19 protein-coding genes and 4 pseudogenes are annotated in these 15,731 nt (G+C 69.0%); 11 read left to right on the forward strand and 12 right to left on the reverse strand.

What is annotated here, in order from left to right; genetic code table 11:
- Positions 1 to 103: 103 nt before the first annotated feature.
- Entirely contained in the window at positions 104 to 1,027 is a 924-nt protein-coding gene (locus tag QQK48_RS01425) for a cation diffusion facilitator family transporter (protein WP_284327238.1), read from the forward strand.
- Positions 1,028 to 1,073: 46 nt separating this feature from the next.
- Here the strand turns inward: QQK48_RS01425 and QQK48_RS01430 are convergent, their stop codons facing one another.
- Together QQK48_RS01430 and QQK48_RS01435 are read right to left on the reverse strand one after the other, a co-directional pair.
- Entirely contained in the window at positions 1,074 to 1,736 is a 663-nt protein-coding gene (locus QQK48_RS01430) for a hypothetical protein (RefSeq protein WP_284327239.1), read from the reverse strand.
- Positions 1,655 to 2,407: a hypothetical protein gene (locus QQK48_RS01435; protein ID WP_284327240.1), complete on the reverse strand. Its 753-nt coding sequence runs from the start codon at positions 2,405 to 2,407 to the stop codon at positions 1,655 to 1,657. The genes QQK48_RS01430 and QQK48_RS01435 overlap by 82 nt, the downstream gene beginning before the upstream one ends.
- Positions 2,408 to 2,786: 379 nt before the next feature.
- On the opposite strand from QQK48_RS01435, the gene QQK48_RS01440 reads away from it, so the two are divergent.
- From QQK48_RS01440 to fabF, 5 genes and pseudogenes are all read left to right on the forward strand, one after another.
- A complete protein-coding gene (locus tag QQK48_RS01440; protein ID WP_348523372.1) occupies positions 2,787 to 3,698 on the forward strand; it encodes a PucR family transcriptional regulator in 912 nt (303 codons plus the stop codon).
- A gap of 78 nt (positions 3,699 to 3,776) precedes the next feature.
- Positions 3,777 to 4,690, forward strand: a pseudogene (locus tag QQK48_RS01445) (ACP S-malonyltransferase).
- A complete protein-coding gene (locus QQK48_RS01450; protein WP_284327241.1) occupies positions 4,687 to 5,685 on the forward strand; it encodes a beta-ketoacyl-ACP synthase III in 999 nt (332 codons plus the stop codon). The pseudogene QQK48_RS01445 and the gene QQK48_RS01450 overlap by 4 nt, the downstream one beginning before the upstream one ends.
- An 81-nt stretch (positions 5,686 to 5,766) precedes the next feature.
- Complete coding sequence (locus QQK48_RS01455; RefSeq protein ID WP_084078068.1) at positions 5,767 to 6,012, forward strand: acyl carrier protein; 246 nt, start codon at positions 5,767 to 5,769, stop codon at positions 6,010 to 6,012.
- Between the two features lie 41 nt (positions 6,013 to 6,053).
- Positions 6,054 to 7,291 (forward strand): annotated as a pseudogene (gene fabF, locus QQK48_RS01460) (beta-ketoacyl-ACP synthase II).
- On the opposite strand, the gene QQK48_RS01465 reads toward fabF, so the two are convergent.
- Both QQK48_RS01465 and QQK48_RS01470 read right to left on the reverse strand, forming a co-directional pair.
- Positions 7,233 to 7,787 (reverse strand): nuclear transport factor 2 family protein, encoded by a 555-nt coding sequence (locus QQK48_RS01465; protein WP_284327242.1) that lies wholly within the window; start codon positions 7,785 to 7,787, stop codon positions 7,233 to 7,235. The pseudogene fabF and the gene QQK48_RS01465 sit on opposite strands and share 59 nt — an antisense overlap.
- 31 nt (positions 7,788 to 7,818) lie before the next feature.
- A complete protein-coding gene (locus QQK48_RS01470) occupies positions 7,819 to 8,316 on the reverse strand; it encodes a DUF3145 domain-containing protein (protein ID WP_284327243.1) in 498 nt (165 codons plus the stop codon).
- A gap of 145 nt (positions 8,317 to 8,461) precedes the next feature.
- On the opposite strand from QQK48_RS01470, the gene QQK48_RS01475 reads away from it, so the two are divergent.
- Positions 8,462 to 9,106, forward strand: coding sequence for an NAD(P)H-hydrate epimerase (locus QQK48_RS01475; protein ID WP_284327244.1), 645 nt, complete (start codon positions 8,462 to 8,464; stop codon positions 9,104 to 9,106).
- Positions 9,107 to 9,149: 43 nt separating this feature from the next.
- Here QQK48_RS01475 and def read toward each other — a convergent pair.
- Positions 9,150 to 9,618, reverse strand: a pseudogene (gene def / locus QQK48_RS01480) (peptide deformylase); the annotation flags it as partial.
- An 89-nt stretch (positions 9,619 to 9,707) separates the two neighbouring features.
- On the opposite strand from def, the gene QQK48_RS01485 reads away from it, so the two are divergent.
- Together QQK48_RS01485 and QQK48_RS01490 are read left to right on the forward strand one after the other, a co-directional pair.
- Positions 9,708 to 10,574 carry an NAD(P)H-hydrate dehydratase gene (locus tag QQK48_RS01485; protein WP_284327245.1) on the forward strand — a complete coding sequence of 289 codons (867 nt, stop codon included), beginning with the start codon at positions 9,708 to 9,710 and terminating at the stop codon, positions 10,572 to 10,574.
- A 62-nt stretch (positions 10,575 to 10,636) separates the two neighbouring features.
- The gene (locus tag QQK48_RS01490) at positions 10,637 to 10,849 is read left to right on the forward strand and encodes a CsbD family protein (protein WP_284327246.1); all 213 of its coding nucleotides are present in this window, start codon (positions 10,637 to 10,639) and stop codon (positions 10,847 to 10,849) included.
- Between the two features lie 59 nt (positions 10,850 to 10,908).
- On the opposite strand, the gene QQK48_RS01495 is transcribed toward QQK48_RS01490, so the two are convergent.
- The 4 genes from QQK48_RS01495 to QQK48_RS18665 form a co-directional block, all read right to left on the reverse strand.
- On the reverse strand, positions 10,909 to 11,358 hold the full coding sequence (locus tag QQK48_RS01495; protein WP_284327247.1) for a hypothetical protein: 450 nt from the start codon (positions 11,356 to 11,358) through the stop codon (positions 10,909 to 10,911).
- 7 nt (positions 11,359 to 11,365) lie between these two features.
- Positions 11,366 to 12,619, reverse strand: coding sequence for a TFIIB-type zinc ribbon-containing protein (locus QQK48_RS01500; protein ID WP_284327248.1), 1,254 nt, complete (start codon positions 12,617 to 12,619; stop codon positions 11,366 to 11,368).
- Between the two features lie 19 nt (positions 12,620 to 12,638).
- A complete protein-coding gene (locus tag QQK48_RS18660) occupies positions 12,639 to 12,977 on the reverse strand; it encodes an SHOCT domain-containing protein (RefSeq protein WP_348523373.1) in 339 nt (112 codons plus the stop codon).
- A gap of 179 nt (positions 12,978 to 13,156) precedes the next feature.
- Positions 13,157 to 13,459, reverse strand: a complete 303-nt coding sequence (locus QQK48_RS18665; protein ID WP_348523374.1) for a hypothetical protein — start codon at positions 13,457 to 13,459, stop codon at positions 13,157 to 13,159.
- A gap of 47 nt (positions 13,460 to 13,506) precedes the next feature.
- Here QQK48_RS18665 and QQK48_RS18670 point away from each other — a divergent pair, with 47 nt between their 5' ends.
- Entirely contained in the window at positions 13,507 to 13,716 is a 210-nt protein-coding gene (locus QQK48_RS18670) for a hypothetical protein (RefSeq protein ID WP_348523375.1), read from the forward strand.
- Positions 13,717 to 13,929: 213 nt separating this feature from the next.
- Here QQK48_RS18670 and QQK48_RS01510 read toward each other — a convergent pair whose 3' ends face one another.
- Positions 13,930 to 14,616, reverse strand: a complete 687-nt coding sequence (locus QQK48_RS01510; protein ID WP_284327249.1) for a hypothetical protein — start codon at positions 14,614 to 14,616, stop codon at positions 13,930 to 13,932.
- 96 nt (positions 14,617 to 14,712) lie between these two features.
- On the opposite strand from QQK48_RS01510, the gene QQK48_RS01515 reads away from it, so the two are divergent.
- Complete coding sequence (locus QQK48_RS01515) at positions 14,713 to 14,922, forward strand: hypothetical protein (protein WP_284327250.1); 210 nt, start codon at positions 14,713 to 14,715, stop codon at positions 14,920 to 14,922.
- Here QQK48_RS01515 and QQK48_RS18675 read toward each other — a convergent pair.
- Together QQK48_RS18675 and QQK48_RS18680 are read right to left on the reverse strand one after the other, a co-directional pair.
- On the reverse strand, positions 14,919 to 15,233 hold the full coding sequence (locus QQK48_RS18675) for an ATP-binding cassette domain-containing protein (RefSeq protein ID WP_348523815.1): 315 nt from the start codon (positions 15,231 to 15,233) through the stop codon (positions 14,919 to 14,921). The two genes, QQK48_RS01515 and QQK48_RS18675, sit on opposite strands and share 4 nt — an antisense overlap.
- A gap of 98 nt (positions 15,234 to 15,331) precedes the next feature.
- Positions 15,332 to 15,730, reverse strand: a pseudogene (locus QQK48_RS18680) (ATP-binding cassette domain-containing protein); the annotation flags it as partial.
- Position 15,731: the final 1 nt, after the last annotated feature.

The raw sequence follows: 15,731 nt of genomic DNA on the forward strand, positions 1-15,731 counted from the left end.
GGCGGGCTTCGTCGTTCCCGATGCTTGCGTCATCACCATTCCCGCATCCGCCCCCGTCCAGTAGTGTCGCGTCCGTTGTCGCTTCCCGCGAAAGGATCCAGTCATGTCCCACGACGGAGGAACCAAGGCAGTGGTGGCGGCGCTGACCGCCAACCTCGCCATCGGCGCAACCAAGTTCGGCGCCTGGGCACTGACGGGGGCATCGTCCATGCTCGCGGAGGCGATCCATTCGGTCGCGGACTCTGGCAACCAGGTGCTCCTGCTCGTCGGAGGCCGTGCCGCCAAGCGCGAGGCAAGCGAGGAACATCCGTTTGGCTACGCCCGCTACCGGTACTACTACGCGTTCCTGGTGGCGATCGTGCTGTTCACGGTCGGCGGCCTTTTCGCGCTGTACGAGGGCTGGCACAAGTGGCAGCACCCGGAACCCATCGAGTCATGGCACTGGGTACCCGTCGCGGTCCTGGTGGTCGCCATCGGCCTGGAGACCATGTCCTTCCGCACCGCCATCATCGAGTCCAACAAGGTGCGCGGCGGCGTGAAGTGGTCAACGTTTGTGCGACGTTCCCGGTCGCCCGAACTCCCCGTGATCTTGCTCGAGGATCTGGGAGCGCTCGTGGGCCTCGTGTGCGCACTGTTCGGCGTCTCCATGACACTGGTGACGCACGATGGCCGGTGGGACGCTGTGGGCTCGGCTGCCATCGGCCTCCTGCTCGTCATCATCGCGTTCGTACTCGGCAGCGAGACTCGCGCGATGCTCCTCGGCGAGGCTGCCGTCGAGGAGGACATCGCCAAGATTCGGTCGGCCATCGCCGAGGCGGGCTACCCCGACATCATTCACCTGCGCACCATGCACCTCGGCCCGGAGGACATCCTCGTGACCGCAAAGGTCGCTGCCGAGCCCTCCGAGATTCTCGCGGATCTGCGCCAACGCACCGATGACGCCGAGAACCGGATCAGAGCCGCAGTGCCCGCCGTGCGACTCATCTTCATCGAGCCCGACGTCCGGCGGGGATCGGACGCTCCCTGAGGGCTCCCCCGGCGGGCCGATGCCGGCTCGAGTGAGGCACGGACGGTCACCCCTCGCCGTCGACGCGACGGGTCTCGCGGGTGTCGTCGTCAGCGTCGGATTCGCCTTCTGGTTCGGCCTGCGTCTCAGCCGACGACTCCCCCGCGGGCGCGGGATGCGGCTGCTCATCGCGATCGATGAACACCGGCACCGTCTCCTGAGTTTCTGGCTCTTGAGTTGCTGACTCCTGGGTTTCCCCGTCTGGCTCCGGGCGCGCTGTCGCTGTAGCGTCCCCGCTCGCGGGCTCGGTCCCGGACCGCGAGGCCTCGCGCCTGCCGTCGGACGTCTCGCGCGGAGCGTCACGTGAGGTGTCGCGCTTGGTGTTGCGCGTCGCTCCCGAGCGGGAGGCGCGGGTTGCTTCACCCCGATCAGACCGTGCACTGCTCGACGCACCCTCACCGGACGCACCTCGGGCGTCCTGAGTGTCTCGGGCGCCGCCCGATGCCGCCTGGCGCCCGCGCTGGCCCGCGGGCTCTCCTGTGGATTGCTCCGGAACCGCCGCGATGGACCCCGAGGTGGCCTGCACGGTCGCGGTCCCGCCGGTGGTGGTCATGGTGTCGGTCGTGGGCCGCGCACGGCGTGCCTCTCTCACCGAGCGAGCCACCGACCAGGACACGACGCCGATGCCGATGACCACCACCCCCAGCAGCACCCACAAGAGAATCGGCAACAGTCCGCCGAAGGGGCCGGCATTGGCAACGCGCACGTACGCCACGGCGGAACAGGCTCCCGGTGTCTCCGTCGAGAGAGCCGGCGAAGTGATAGGTACCGGTCAGCGTGATGCCTGCGGACTCGCGGACCACGCTCTCGCGCGCCGCCACGGAGTCCTCGCCGCTGAGTTCCAGGATCCCGTCGTAGACATCCTGACCGTTCCACAGAGGGATCGCGAACCCGCCGATCATGAGGGCAACGCTGGGCGTCGCGTTCACGAGCCTCGGCGTCGGTGGACGCCGACCATGTCACGGTGTCGTCCTGTGTGACGTCAAAGGGGCGCAGCGCGGAGGTGTCGGCCGGGGCGACCGGTTCCGTCTCGAGCGAAGAGGTCGCCTGCGCGTGGCACCCCTCGGAGAGAGAACCCGTGCCCGTGTACTCGGGAATTCCGGTGAGCGCCACCCCCAACCCCACGGCCGCGATCACGACGACGGTGCCATACCGCGCGGGGGCGTGCCGCACGGCCAGTGTGGTGGCCGATGCCCCCAGCAGCATCGCGACGGCCAGCACACTGAACAGAGGCAGGCGATCGGGCGGCGTGACGCCCAGAATCCACAGCAACATCACCACGATGACACCGAGGAGCAGGCCTAGCAGAGCACCCACCAAGGGCTTGGGGCGAGGCGACATGAGGGCTCCTTCCGTCTGGGGCCACGCTAACGCCCCGCATCTGAGGGCGCCTGGCACGGACGGCGTCACGGCACCGGGCGGCGTTGTCGATGATCCACAAACGAGCCGTATGCTTTCGACATGACTCAGACACCGGCGCGCGCGGAGACGCTGCGCCGCCTCAGGGCCGCGACGGGTCGGCTCGCCACCGCGGCGCTGCGCCGGCTCGATGCCGACTACCCGTGGTTCCGTGCCCTTCCTGCAGAGGAACGGTCGTGGGTGGGCATCGTGGCGCAGGCCGGCATCTCGTCGTTCGTCGCGTGGTACGCCGACCCTCAGCACAGTCACCGCAGCGCAACCGAAGTGTTCGCCGCCGCGCCACCCGAGCCTGACCCGCTCCGTGTCGCTGCAGCACACCCTGTCCATCGTCCGCACGGTGGTCGAGGTGGTCGAGAGCCATTCCGACGAGTTCGCTTCTCCTGGCAACGAGGTCGAGGTGCGTCAGGCGATCTTGCTGTACTCGCGCGAGATCGCCTTCTCCGCGGCAGAGGTGTACGCGCGTGCCGCCGAGTCGCGTGGCGCCTGGGACGCAAGGCTCGAAGCCCTCGTGGTCGATGCCCTGGTCCGCGGCGAGGTCGACGACGATCTGCCGTCGCGTGCCGCGGCGCTCGGCTGGAACCCGGGGCCCACGCTGGTGATGGTGGGCACCACCGATGGCGCGCTCGGCGAGGTCCAATCAGCCGAACTACGACGCGCTTTGCGGCGCTCCGCCCCCGGCGCACTCGTGGGCATTCATGGTGAGGACCTCATCGTCATCGCTCGCTCGGACGAGGATCACGCGGACCTCACCCGCACGCTTCTCGGTTCCTTCGGCCCCGGTCCTGTCGTGCTCGGGCCGTCCGCCATCACGCTCGTTGAGGTGGCACGGGCCACTCGCGCCGCCGTCGCTGGCGTGGCCGCGGCGCCTGCATGGTCCCTCGCGCCGCGCCCGGTGGGGGCCGACGAGCTCCTGCCCGAGCGCGTCCTCGTGGGAGACGCCGCCGCTCGCGAACGCCTCATCGCGATCGCGTACGACCCCATCGCTCGTGCCGGCGGGTCGCTGCAGGAGACCGTGGCGACATACCTGGACTGCGGGCGTTCCCTCGAGGTGGCCGCGCGCACCATGTTCGTTCACGCCAACACGGTGCGCTATCGGCTGCGCAAGGTGGCCGAGATCACAGGCTGGGATGTGCTCGCCCACCGCGACGCCCACGTTCTCGAGACGGCCTTCAAGCTCGGCCGGCTGCGCGATACCCGACGCCCCACGTTGTAGGACACCTACAAAACTAGGCGCGGGAATCCGTGAGGCATTGGCGGCCTCGCCCGCCCGCGGTGGGCCATGCTTGGAAGCATGATTGCCGTCCTTTGCCCCGGACAGGGCGCCCAGACTCCCGGCATGCTCGCTCCCTGGCTTGAGCCGACGACGTTGCCTCGACCCTCGGCGCATTGTCGGAAGCCACCAACGTCGACCTCATCGCGCATGGCACCACATCGGACGCGGACACGATTCGCGACACCGCCGTGGCCCAGCCCCTCCTTGTCGCGACGGCCATCGCTACGGGCCGCGCTGTCCTGGGTGACACCACTCCCGGCCTCGTGGCCGGGCACTCGGTGGGCGAACTTGGAGCCGCGGCGCTCGCAGGTGTCATCTCCGATGCCGAGGCCATCCGCCTTGTCACGGTCCGCGGCGACGCGATGGCGGCCGCGGCGGCCGGAGCAGAACCCACGTCCATGGCAGCGGTCCTCGGCGGGGACGAGGCCGAAGTCCTCGCGCGGCTGGAGGCCCTGGGACTCACGCCCGCCAACATGAACGGCGGCGGGCAGATCGTCGCCGCCGGCGCGAAGGCGGCTATCGAGGCGCTCCTCGCCGATGCCCCCACCCGTGCGCGCGTCATCGAACTGCAGGTCGCGGGCGCCTTCCACACCTCGTACATGGCCCCCGCCGTAGCCGCGCTCGAGGCTGCGGCATCGGCCACCGTCACCCACGACCCGAGGACGGCCCTGCTGTCCAACGCCGATGGCGCCACAGTCACCACGGGAGCCGACGCCCTCGCACGGATCGTGCGCCAGGTGGCGAGCCCCGTCCGCTGGGACCTCTGCCAGGCCCGTATGCTCGAACTCGGCGTCACCGGCATCATCGAGGTGGCTCCCGGCGGAGTCCTGACCGGGCTCGCGAAGCGCTCCCTCAAGGGCATCCCCGCCGTCGCCCTCAAGTCCCCCGACGACCTCGATGCCGCCAAGGCTCTGCTGGAGGAGCACGCGTGACCACCCTGAACATCAAGCGCGGACCCGAGTTCTCGCGCATCCTCGGCCTGGGCGTCGCCCGCGGCGAGCACGCCGTCCCCAACGACGACCTCATCGAACCCATCAACTCGTCCGACGAGTGGATCCGCAAGATGACGGGCATCGCGACCCGCGTGCGCGCCGACAAGGACACCTCGGTGCTCGACCTGTCCGAGAACGCCGCTCGCGAGGCCATCGCGAACGCTGGCATCTCCGCGGACGAGATCGACACCGTCATCCTGTCGACCATCACCTACCCGCACATGACGCCAGGCGGCGCCCCGATCGTTGCCGACCGCCTCGGCATCACCGCGGCGGCCTACGACATCTCGGCCGCCTGCGCCGGCTACTGCTACGGCATCGCCCAGGCGGACGCCTTCGTGCGCGCCGGCACCGCCCGCAACGTCCTGGTGATCGGCGCCGAGAAGATGAGCGACTACGTCGACCCCACCGACCGCTCCATCTCCTACCTGCTTGGCGACGCCGCGGGCGCCGTCGTCATCGGCGCCTCGGACACCCCCGGCATCGGCCCCACCGTCTGGGGCTCGGACGGCTCTGGCTCTCGCCTGATCCGTCAGACCGCCTCCTGGCTTGAGGTGCGTGACAACCCCGAGACGCCGTTCCCCACCCTGTTCCAGGAGGGCCCGAGCGTCTTCAAGTGGGCATCCTTCAAGATGGCCCCGATCGCGCTCGAGGCCATCGAGGCCGCCGGTGTCACGCCTGCAGATATCAAGGCTTTCATCCCGCACCAGGCCAACGTCCGGATCATCGACCAGATGGTCAAGCAGATCGGGCTTCCCGACACGGTCGTAGTGGGTAAGGACATCGTCGATTCCGGCAACACGTCCGCCGCGTCCATCCCGCTGGCCACCGAGCGTCTCTACCGCGACGGCCAGGTGAAGCCGGGCGACCTCGCCCTGCAGATCGGGTTCGGCGCAGGCCTCGTGTACGCCGCGCAGGTGGTGGTCCTGCCGTAAGCAGGATCGCCGTCATAGAGTCACACACGTTCCATACGAACACGATGCTTCCGCATCACCCCAATAACAAGGAGACACAACATGGCTGACACCAACGAGATCCTCGCCGGCCTGGCCGAGATCGTCGCCGAGGAGACCGGCCTGGACGCCGCCGAGGTGACCGCCGAGAAGTCCTTCACCGACGACCTCGACATCGACTCGCTGTCGATGATGACCATCGTCACCCTCGCTGAGGAGAAGTTCGACGTGCGCATCCCCGACGAGGAGGTCAAGAACCTGACCACCGTCGGCGACGCCGTGAAGTTCATCGAGGGCGCGCAGAACTAAGCGTCCCCGTCCCCCTGATCGACCATCACTGGAGCCTGCACATGACTGAAGTCGTCGTCACCGGACTCGGGACGACCTCGCCGCTGGGCGGGGACGTCCCCACCACCTGGGAGGGCGCGCTCGCCGGACGTTCCGGCGTCTCGACCCTCGACAACGACTGGGCCGAGAAGTACGGCATGGCCGTGAACTTCGCGGGTCACTCGCCGTGCAGCCCAGTGAGGTCCTCTCGCGGCCCGAGACCAAGCGCATGGACCCGTCCGCCCAGATGGCGGTCGTGGCCACTCGCGAGGCGTGGGCCGATGCCGGATCGCCCGAGGTCGACCCCGAGCGCCTTGGCGCCGTGGTCTCCTCGGGCATCGGCGGGGTATGGACCCTGCTGAGCGCCTGGGACACGATGAAGGAGAAGGGCGCCTCGCGCGTCCTTCCCATGACCGTCCCGATGCTCATGCCCAACTCCCCCGCCGCGTACGTGTCGCTCGAGGCTCACCGCTCGTGCGGGCGCTCACGCCCCCGTGTCCGCCTGCGCGTCCGGCGCGGAGGCCATCGCGATGGGTTACGAGATGATCCAGCAGGGCCGTGCCGACGTGGTCGTCTGCGGCGGAACCGAGGCGGCGATTCACCCGCTGCCCATCTCGTCGTTCGCCGCGATGGCGGCGCTGTCGAAGCGCAATGACGACCCCCAGGGTGCCTCGCGTCCCTATGACACCGAGCGCGACGGCTTCGTGTTGGGTGAAGGTGCCGGCATCGTGGTGCTCGAGTCTGAGGAGCACGCCAAGGCGCGGGGCGCCAAGGTCTACGGCCGTCTCCTCGGCATCGGCCGCACCGCCGATGGCCACCACATCGCGGCGCCCGAGCCCGAGGGCCACGGCCAGACCCGGGCCATGCAGCAGGCGCTCGAGGTCGCGGGCCTGACCGTCGCCGACATCGCCCACGTCAACGCGCACGCCACGTCCACGCCGGTGGGCGACATGATCGAGGCTCGCGCCATTCGCGGCCTCCTCGGCTCTCATGCCGATCAGGTGCTGCTGAGCGCCACCAAGTCCATGACGGGCCACCTGCTCGGCGGCGCCGGAGCGCTCGAGTCCGTGTTCACCATCAAGGCGCTCCAGGATCGGGTCGCTCCCCCGACGATCAACGTGACGTCGCCCGACCCCGAGCCTCGAGGTCGACCTGGTGCGTGACACCCCGCGCGCGCTGCCCGAGGGCCAGGCTCGCCGCGATCAACAACTCGTTTGGATTCGGCGGCCACAACGTGGCCCTGGTGTTCGGCTCCGCCTAACACCGCTGTCCCCCACACTTTGAACCGAAACTGACCGCGACACGCCGGTCGTGAGCCCTCGCGGGGGCCCGCGGCCGGCGTGTCGGCGTCTACGCCGGTTCAAACGGTGGGAGGGCCGATGCCCGGGTCTCAGACCTCCGCGGGGGTCGCCTGGTGAAAGCGCAGGCTTCCAGCGGCCGTCGTTGGTCCACACGGACGTCCGATGCGCGGCGCCACGCGGGCTACGCACCGGGATAGACGTGTAGGCGACGAGAGCGACGTCCTCGCAGATAGCAACGGCGGAGAACCCCAGCAGTGGAAACTGAATGTCGATCTCGATGGGGCGCAGGTCCAGGGTGTCCTCGCGCGAGTAGGTGCGCCCCGACTGGCCCACCTCGTGGAAGTTCTCCGCGAGGATGGCCTCCATGTAGCGGCGGTCAAAGCGCGTCTCGGGACGCCACATCGCCTCTTCCATGGCCTGGAGCGTGAGTGCCTCGTCGTGGGCGAGCTCCATCATGCTGTCGTGCTTGGGGTCATGAAGCGCGAGATTACCCCACGCGGTGCAGCCAGCGCACGGGAGCACCCGCGCCTGCGTAGCGGAACGGCTCGAGCTCGTCGTCCCATGCCGCGCCGAGCGCAAGATCCATGGCGCGCTTGAAGTCTGCGACGGTTCCGCCGTTCTCGAGGGCGGCCCTGATGCGGTCCTCGGGCACCACCACGTTGCCGTGGACGTCGGTGACGGCGTGGAAGATCCCCAGCGACGGGGTGTGCGACCAGCGCGCGCCATCGGAGCCAAACGACGGGTCCTCGGTCACCTCGTAGCGGACGTGCTCCCAGCCGCGTAGCGCGGAAGCGAGGCGCGCACCCGTGCCGGGCTGACCCTGCCACGCCACTTCCGCGCGGAAGAGCACGGTCCCTGCGGGCTGGTCCGTCCATTCAAAGGAGGCGCGCGAACCCAGCACCGACTGCGCGGCCCACTCGATGTGAGGGCACATTGCGCGCGTAGCCGAATGCACGAAAAGTACACCGCGGGTGATGGCAGCCATGACCCTTCCTTCCTGTTGAGGTGCGTCTTCCCCTACGACCTCATCCGAAGGTGCGCCTGGCGTGAGCCCCGGTGTGACTCCATCCTGCCTGACGCGCGACCGAAACGCCAGCCTCGCCACGCGACGGTATGCGAACCTGGATGACATGCCAGTCCCCACCATGACCGTTCAACAGATCCGTGACGCCGAGGCCCTCGCCATGCAGGCCGTGCCGGAGGCGGAACTGATGGCCCGGGCGGCCGATGCCGTCGCAGCGGAGTGCGAGATGATCCTCGCGCAGGACCCTGGGCGCCTGCTCGGCGCACGCGTGGCCGTGCTCGTAGGCTCCGGTCACAACGGTGGGGACGCGCTCCTCGCGGCGGCTCGGCTGCGTCATCGGGGTGCCGACGTGACGGCACTGCTGGTCGCCGGAGGCGTGCATATGGCGAGCCTCAGCGAGGCCCGTGCGGCGGGCGTCGCCGTCGCCGATGCCGTGGCCGATCCGGGTGCCGCCACCGACGCGGTCGCTGCGGCGCACCTGGTAATCGATGGCATCGTGGGCATCGGCTCCGCTCCCGGGCTCCGGCCGCCCGCTGACGCCCTGGTCGCGGCGATCGACTCGGAAACCCCCGTAGTGTCCGTCGACATCCCGAGCGGGCTCGACGCCGACTCGGGCGCTGCGGACGCACTCCATGTACGAGCCACCGCCACCGTGACGTTCACGGCGCCCAAAGCTTGCCTGGCCGAAGAGCCCGCACGGGCATCGGCCGGCAGGGTGATTGTCGCCGACGTGGGTATCGTGCGCGCCTGAAGCGCGCGGCGACTACTTCGCTTCGAGCGACTCGCGCAGGCTCACGCATGGCGCGCTTGCGCACATCCTTGGCGAGCCGGTCGAGGTACAGGTGGCCGTCGAGGTGGTCGACCTCGTGGTTGATGAGGCGGGCCCAGATCTCCTCGCCCTCGATGACGACTTCCTTGCCGTCGAGGTCGGTACCGATCGCCTTGGTGTAGGCGGGCCGCTCGCACGGGTACCACAGGCCGGGAACCGAGAGGCAGCCCTCCTCGCCCAGGCTCCTGGAATTCGGTGGCCCGCTCCACGATGACGGGGTTCAGGATGTAGCCGATCTCGCCATCGATGTTCCACGAGAACGCGCGCAGCGACACGCCAATCTGGTTGGCTGCGAGACCCGCGCGTCCCTCGTAGTCGACCGTCTCGAGGAGATCCTCGACAAGAGTACGAACACGGTCGTCGATGTCAGTGATGGGGTCGCAGACCGTGCGCAGCACGGGATCGCCGGTCACTCGAATGTCACGCATGGCCATGGCAGGGATTCTCTCATGGCCGATGCGGGTGGCGGCATCGGCGGCGACGTCACCGACCACGCGCACCCCGGTGTGCCAGGCTGGTCGGCATGAGCGATGCGCGCAGGCGGGGCGCGGACCACGTCCGTGAGCGCTGGCCGGTACCTGGCCCTGGCGACGACAAGTACTCGCGCGGAGTGGTCGGCATCATCGCCGGCTCCGAGGCGTACCCCGGTGCCGCGGCCCTTGCGGTGTCCGGTGCGGCACGTGCCGGCGCAGGAATGGTGCGCTACGTGGGGCCCCTGCGCGCGCAGAATCTGGTGCTTCACCACCGACCGGAAACGGTGGTCCATGATCCCGGCGACGCGGCCGAGCGACTGCCTCGCGCTCAGGCGTGGGTGGTGGGGTCAGGCGTGGCCGACTACCCCGAGCAGGACGCGGCCATCGGAGCGGCGATGGCTTCCGGCGCTCCCCTGGTGGTCGATGCGGGGGCACTCGATGCCGTCGCTCGGGCGCGGGCGTCCGGTTCGCGCGAAGCCGCCGCCGACAGCGTGCTGCTCACACCGCACGCGGAGGAACTCGTCCGGACGCTCCGGGCGTTGCGCCACGACGTCACGCTCGCGGATGTGGTGGGCGACCGCGCAGGCCACGCGCGGCTGCTGGCGGAAACCGCGCGCGCCACTGTCCTGCTGAAGGGGTCGCGCACCGTGATCGCTTCTCCTGGCGGCACGGTCATCACGCTTCCTGAGGCGCCTGCGTGGCTGGCTACGGCCGGCTCCGGCGACGTGCTGGCTGGCATCACGGGTACCGCACTCGCGGCGGGCATGGTGGCGGCCGATGCAGGGGCCAGCGCGGCATGGCTCCACGCCAGGGCCGCACTGCTGGCAAGCGGTGGCGGCCCCATCGTGGCGCTTGACATCGCCCGGGCCCTTCCGGGCGCCATCGCTGCGGTCACGGTCGAGGCCACGGCGGAATAGCGGCAGGTGCGGTTCGCGTTGCCCTAGACGTCCGGAACACCGACGATCGAGGAGCCATCACCATGAGCAACACCGACCGACTCAGCAATGCCGCCGAGGACGCCAAGGGCAAGATCAAGGAGACCTTCGGCAAGGCGACGGACGATGAGCAACTGGAAGCCGAAGGCAAGACCGACCAGGCGAAGGCTGGCCTGAAGGACAAGGTCGAGGACGTCAAGGACAAGGTCGCCGAGAAGTACAACGACCTCACCGACCGTCACAAGGACGACGCTTAGGCCTTCTTCACACCTCAGTGACGCTGACGGCGGGCCCACATGGGCCCGCCGTCAGCATGTCAGGCGCCGTCCGCGCGGGGCGGGGCCGCCTGTGGTGGCCGCTCCGCCTCGCGGGGAGCCTGCGCGTCGCGCGCGGCCTGAGCATCGCGTGCCGGCTGAGCCTCGCGCGCGGCCTGCGCCTGCCGCTCCTCCTGCGCCACTCGTGGCGCCTGCGCTTCACGCACAGTCGCGTGATCAGCGCGCACGTGTGAATCGTCGTCGTTACGCCCGCCGATCTCGCTGGAGCGCTGACGGTTGTTCTTACGGTCGAACGTGTCCCACCGCTGAAGCGCGCTGCGGACCGCAGACGTGGTGTGCTCGTAGCGATACCGCTGGTCCTGATTGCGGTATCGCTTGTACAGCGCCCGGTAGGTGAACCAGCCGACGACGAACGGCACCGCGAAGAGGATCAGGCCAAAGATCGCGATGTCGCCGGAGTCCGATCCGGAGGCAAGAATCAACGTCTCCATGGCTCCGTCACGCCCCCGCCATCATCGCTGCGCCGAGCGGCCACGCGACCGCCGCCGTGAGCATCGTGACGAGCGCCGTGACGCCCCACAGCCGTGCCTTGTTGATAGGCACGGAGCCCATGACGTTGCCGTTGCGGCCATTGACGGCGATGTAGTGCACCATCACCTGTCCGTTGTCGCTGCGCTCGGCATACCTGTACAGCCACACAGGCAGGAACACCGTCGCCCACCGACTGCCGTGCACGTCCATATCCTCATGCGTCCACCGCACGCCGCGGTCGTAATGGATGAGATCGTTGCGAATGGACTCACGGGACATGGTGAGGAACTGGAGGTGTGCCTTGCGGGTGATGTCGTCGATGTTGAGGTCGCGCTTCTCCGCCGTGGAGTCACCCAGGTAGTTGCTGTCGAACGCGACCATGTTCTTCACGTCGTATGGCAGGAGCGAGTTGATGATGTTGTTGGTGTTGGCGCGGTTGTCGATGTTCGAGCGTGACGCCGATGACTCGATGATGAGGTCGTCGATGTGCAGGTCGAACTCGCGTGCCACGTCATAGACGTCTGCGTCGTAGTACGTCGTCGACGTCTTGCCGTGTTGCACGGTGTAGCGACGTGTCTGGATCTCGCCCTCGCCGCGGAAACGTGCCGTGACATTGCCGTCGACGGTCATGTACGGCAGGTACACGCCGAGCACGTTGTCGGGCTTGAACTCAGCACGGAACCGCTTCAGCGCAAAGAACTTCCGCTTCCCCGCGAACTGGCCGATGCGCGCGATGGCGTCGGCCTTCGAGATGCCAAACGGCAGGATGCCGTCGGGCACGGCACCGTTGGGGATCTTGTCGTTGATCGAGAGGATCGACCGGCACCAGTGGCACCGCGCCTCAAGGGAGCGCCCGGTGTCGACCACGACCTCGGAACCGCAGCCCTGACACTTCAGCGTGATGAGTGTTTCGGCGCTCGTGATGTCGGAGGCGCCGGACATGAAGGTACGGCCGACGAGATCGCCGATGCCGTCACCGAGCCCGTGCAGGTCCTCGAGGCGGCTTCCCACCCATTCGTAGCGGCAGAAACCACAGATGAGGCTCATGGTGTCGCCCTTGCGGGTCACCTCGGTCGAGCCGCACTTGGGGCAGTCGTCGTGGCCGTGGTCCTGTCCCGTGGTCGTGTCGATGACGGTGTCATCGGCCGATGCGGGGGCCGGGCTGGCGGGCGGGTCCTCGGGGGCGCGCGGCGGCGTCCCCGAGGAAGCGGGTTCGGTCATGGTGGCGTGCTCCGGCGCGCTAGAGGCCGAGCGCCTTGCGCTTCAACGCGTCGAAGTCCTCCTGGGTGATGAGTCCCTCGTCGAGCATGCCCTTGGCTTCCCGGATCTGGTCCGCCGCGGTGGGGGCCGCAGGTTCCGCGGGAGCCTGCGCGCCAACGCCCTGCTGCGGCACGGGAGGCTGACCACCCTGGTTCTGCATGAGCCCACCGAGTGCGCCGCCTGCGGCGTTCATGCCCATCCCCATGAAGGCGAGGCCGTCACCGCCGCCGGTCTCGCCCGCGGCCTGGATGCCTCGCGCAGCCGACTGACGCAGGAAGGAGTCGCCGCGGCCGCCTGCGAGGGCATCGGCCTTCTGCACGTCTTCCAGGAGCCTTCGCGGTAGGAGCGTCGTACTCGATGGCGAGCAAGGCGGCCGCGTGGATCGTGATGCCACGCTCCTCGGTCCACTTGTAGTTCTCCTCGACCACGCCGGCCAGGGACTTCGCGAAGCCCAGGGCGTCACCCTGAATCTTGGAGATGCGGTTGCCGCGCTCGCCGTCATTGGTGTAGCGCGAGAAGGCCGCCGCGAGCGAGCCGACAACCTCGTTGAAGAGCCTGCTCGGAGACCGGGTTATCCACCGCGGAGATGTCGAAGATGCCGGCGTTCTGCGTGATGTATGCCGCGGGCACGATCGACTTGGTGAAGAGGATGGGGTCCACCACCTTCAGCGTGTACGAGCCGCGCGTCACGGCGCCCGCCTGGGTACCCAGATAGTGGTCGTCCCAGTAGATGGGGCCCTGGGTACCGAAGCGGTTGTTCGGGATCTCCTTGAGGTTCACGTAGAACGCCAAGTGCTGCACGCCGGGCTGGCCGCCGTACTTGAAGCGCTCCCACGAGCCTGGTGAGGGTGGACGAGAAGATCCCGCCGCCGGTGAAGAACGACTTCGCCTGCTGGTCGGTGTCGGAGAAGATGTACCCGCCTGCCTCACCCACAAAGTTAGTGATGCGTCCGTCCTGGAACGTCATGAGCCCGAATCCCTCGGGCACCACGATCTTCGATCCGTTCGTGATGACGTTCTCGGAGCCGCGCACATTCGATCCGCGTCCGGCGTTCTGACCCTGCGGCACTGCCGGGAACATCACGGCCGTCTGCGGCACGTTGTCCGGCGGTGTGAGGAAGTCAATCCACTGGTCGGCAAGCGTTCCCCCGATTGCTCCGATCGCTGCCTGAATGAAACCCATGCGTACCCCTCCTCGCGTCGTGGAGCGCCAGGCTATCGCGGGGCGAGCGCGGGCGGTAGGGCCTAGCGACCCTGGCGCGTCGCGGGCGCTACGTCGTCACCACCGTGGGGCTGAGCCCGTAGCGGTCGAGGAGGTCGCGCATGAGCGGTGACGGTTCCCCCAGGACAGTCGCCTCGGTGGGCTCGAACCTCACCGCGTTCGGCGCAGGGATGACGCGGACGCGCCAGCCGGGAGCGTGGGCGGACACGGAGTCCACGTGCACCTCGGTGCGTGCCACTGCCCCCTGCGGCCAATACATGGTGATGCGGGTGACGCTGAGATGGCCGCCGCCGGCTTCCACCGACCAGGAGATCGCCTCCGCGGAGTGAGACGCGCCGGGAGGGATCTCGCCGTCCTCCGCGTAGAAGGTCTGCCAGTCCTCGTCGATGGCGACGTCCGCGGATCCGAGCTCGACGGCGAAGTCCGGCAACGCGCGCCTCAGCACCCGCTCCCAATCGAGGATGCCGATGCTCGCGGGAATCTGGCCGCGCACGTCGATACCCTCGTCGGCGGACGCCGCGAGCGCGAGCGCCCTGGCCCTGTCGAACCTCCGCGACAGCGCCCAGCCGCATGCGACGTGGCGCGCGCACAGCCAGGCGGCGTCTCCTAGTGGGTGGGCCGAGGCCGCCCCGGCCCGCGCCGCGTCAAGGTCCGCCTCGCGCGGCACAAAGTCGACCAGGGCCCCGTCGTCGTCGACCCGGGCCCCGCACACACCGCACCGTGGTGGCGTCCCCATGAGACCACGGTAGAACTCCCGCCTCCGTGACGCCTATCGCATCACCGAGACGCGGGATAGCCTGGCCCCGTGATGACGCGGGGGACGAAGCGACCGGTGCGGTGGGGATGGCTCGCCACGGCCCTGGGGTGTCTCGTGATCGGCTTCGTCACGTTCTCGAATGCCTCAACCGTGAGCCGCCCCGACGGGGTCGACGAATGCTGGCCCACGGCCCAGGACCACCTCGGCTCGGGCATCATCGCCGCCTCGACCATCGCCGCGGTCGCCTGGTGCGTGTGGCGTGCGTTGCGCCCGGAGAGCGACTAGGCGGAAACTCGGCCGCCCCTGCGGATGCGTGCCGACCATCGTCCGTCGCGGTGTTCGACCTCGATGGGGTACGCAAAGCAGGCGCTGACCTGGCCCGTCGTCAGGACCTCGTCGACGCCGCCGGCGGCCACCACCGCGCCGTCCCGCAACAGAAGCGCGTGGCTGGTGCTCGCCGGAAGTTCCTCGAGGTGGTGGGTGACGAGGACGCTCGCCAGGTCCGGGTGCGTCTCCGCCAACATGTCGAGCGTGTCCAGCAGTTGCTCGCGTGCCGCGACATCGAGCCCGGTCGTGGGCTCGTCGAGCAGCAGCAATTCGGGCTCCGCGATGAGCGCACGCGCAATGAGCGCCCTCCCCGCTCGCCTTGTGACAGCGTGGGCCAGCGCCCCTGGGCGTGGTCGGCCAGCCCCAGCAGCGCCACGAGGTCGCTCGCCAACGCGACCTGGGCCGCGGTGGGCGACCAGCGCATCGGCCGCTCGATGGTGCCCGTCAGCCCCGTGAGCACCACCTCGGTGACCGTGAGGGCGGAGGTGAGCCGGTGCCGGGGGTCCACGTGGCCGATACGCCGGCGTAGCGCCTGGAGCTCCACGCGCCCCAGGCGGCGTCCAAGGACGTCGACGGTCCCGCTGGTGGGGTGAGCCTCGGCGGCACAGAACGTCAGGATGGTCGACTTGCCGGCCCCATTGGGCCCCAACAGCGCCCAGTGCTCTCCGCTTCGCACCGTGAGGTCGATGCCGTGCAGGATCTCTGTGGTGCCGCGACGGTAGGTGACGTCCGCGAGCGCGAGCACGGTGCTGGTGGCTGGAGGCACG

The organism is Demequina litorisediminis (genome assembly GCF_030161615.1).
GTDB lineage: Bacteria > Actinomycetota > Actinomycetes > Actinomycetales > Demequinaceae > Demequina > Demequina litorisediminis.

Excerpts from the sequence above, each read along its gene's own strand:
- QQK48_RS01425 (WP_284327238.1), top strand. The coding sequence starts at position 104 with ATGTCCCACGACGGAGGAACCAAGGCAGTGGTGGCGGCGCTGACCGCC.
- QQK48_RS01435 (WP_284327240.1), bottom strand. The coding sequence starts at position 2,407 with ATGTCGCCTCGCCCCAAGCCCTTGGTGGGTGCTCTGCTAGGCCTGCTC.
- QQK48_RS01455 (WP_084078068.1), top strand. The coding sequence starts at position 5,767 with ATGGCTGACACCAACGAGATCCTCGCCGGCCTGGCCGAGATCGTCGCC.
- QQK48_RS01465 (WP_284327242.1), bottom strand. The coding sequence starts at position 7,787 with ATGATGGAGCTCGCCCACGACGAGGCACTCACGCTCCAGGCCATGGAA.
- QQK48_RS01470 (WP_284327243.1), bottom strand. The coding sequence starts at position 8,316 with ATGGCTGCCATCACCCGCGGTGTACTTTTCGTGCATTCGGCTACGCGC.
- QQK48_RS01475 (WP_284327244.1), top strand. The coding sequence starts at position 8,462 with ATGCCAGTCCCCACCATGACCGTTCAACAGATCCGTGACGCCGAGGCC.
- QQK48_RS01485 (WP_284327245.1), top strand. The coding sequence starts at position 9,708 with ATGAGCGATGCGCGCAGGCGGGGCGCGGACCACGTCCGTGAGCGCTGG.
- QQK48_RS01490 (WP_284327246.1), top strand. The coding sequence starts at position 10,637 with ATGAGCAACACCGACCGACTCAGCAATGCCGCCGAGGACGCCAAGGGC.
- QQK48_RS01495 (WP_284327247.1), bottom strand. The coding sequence starts at position 11,358 with ATGGAGACGTTGATTCTTGCCTCCGGATCGGACTCCGGCGACATCGCG.
- QQK48_RS01500 (WP_284327248.1), bottom strand. The coding sequence starts at position 12,619 with ATGACCGAACCCGCTTCCTCGGGGACGCCGCCGCGCGCCCCCGAGGAC.
- QQK48_RS01510 (WP_284327249.1), bottom strand. The coding sequence starts at position 14,616 with ATGGGGACGCCACCACGGTGCGGTGTGTGCGGGGCCCGGGTCGACGAC.